We start from the raw sequence: 748 nt of genomic DNA on the forward strand, positions 1-748 counted from the left end.
ATTGGAGGACTACCATGGCACTTAAGATGCATAGTTCGCTCGCAGTCCATGTCGGGGACTGGATCAAAACCGAGCTTCTTGAGCCTCAGAATGTCAGGATCAACACTGTCGCCGAGCATCTGGGCGTTTCCCGCCAGGCGATCAGCGCCCTTCTGAATGGAAGGTGCGGACTAACTGCAGAGATGGCGATCCGCTTCGAGAAGGCCTTTGGCGTGCGCGCCGAAACGCTTATGCGCATGCAGAGCACCTTCGACCTTGCCCAGGCCAGAGCGCATGCGAGCAATCTGCATGTTCAGCATTTCGGACTCCCGAGCCAGGCTGATAATGAAGCGTGGCGAGGATGAGACAGATTAACGTTGAGTAATTAGATCAAAACTGAATCCGGCCTCCCATTCTAATCCATACCCAATTGTTGATATCACCGAGAGAAGCAGTGAAAAAATATTTTGGAGCGAGTATATTATTATATGTCGCAATATTTGTATCTTATATAACTATCTTATTAAGAGATGCAACGTTTCTGCCTTTTAGGCATGATTTACGCAGCGACATACTTTCTGCACCAATTATGCTCGCTATATGCATCGCATTCAGTAACACATCATTATTCCACAAGACTAAGATGAAGACACTAATGTTAGAAAGGGAACATGGAAACACTGACGTTTATTTTGATGAAATATATTCCCTCGCACTTACCGCTACGATACTGTATACATACTCAACTTATCCCAGTGTGGCGGTAGGG

Annotated in this window: 1 protein-coding gene; it reads left to right on the plus strand. The window is 46.4% G+C overall.

Annotated elements, in window-relative coordinates; genetic code table 11:
• Positions 1 to 14: 14 nt before the first annotated feature.
• The gene (locus tag P792_RS23825; RefSeq protein WP_023977793.1) at positions 15 to 344 is read left to right on the plus strand and encodes a HigA family addiction module antitoxin; all 330 of its coding nucleotides are present in this window, start codon (positions 15 to 17) and stop codon (positions 342 to 344) included.
• Positions 345 to 748 lie beyond the last annotated feature (404 nt).

Origin of the sequence: Asaia sp. SF2.1, assembly GCF_000505765.1 — a bacterium.
In the GTDB taxonomy this organism is placed as follows: Bacteria; Pseudomonadota; Alphaproteobacteria; order Acetobacterales; family Acetobacteraceae; genus Asaia; species Asaia bogorensis.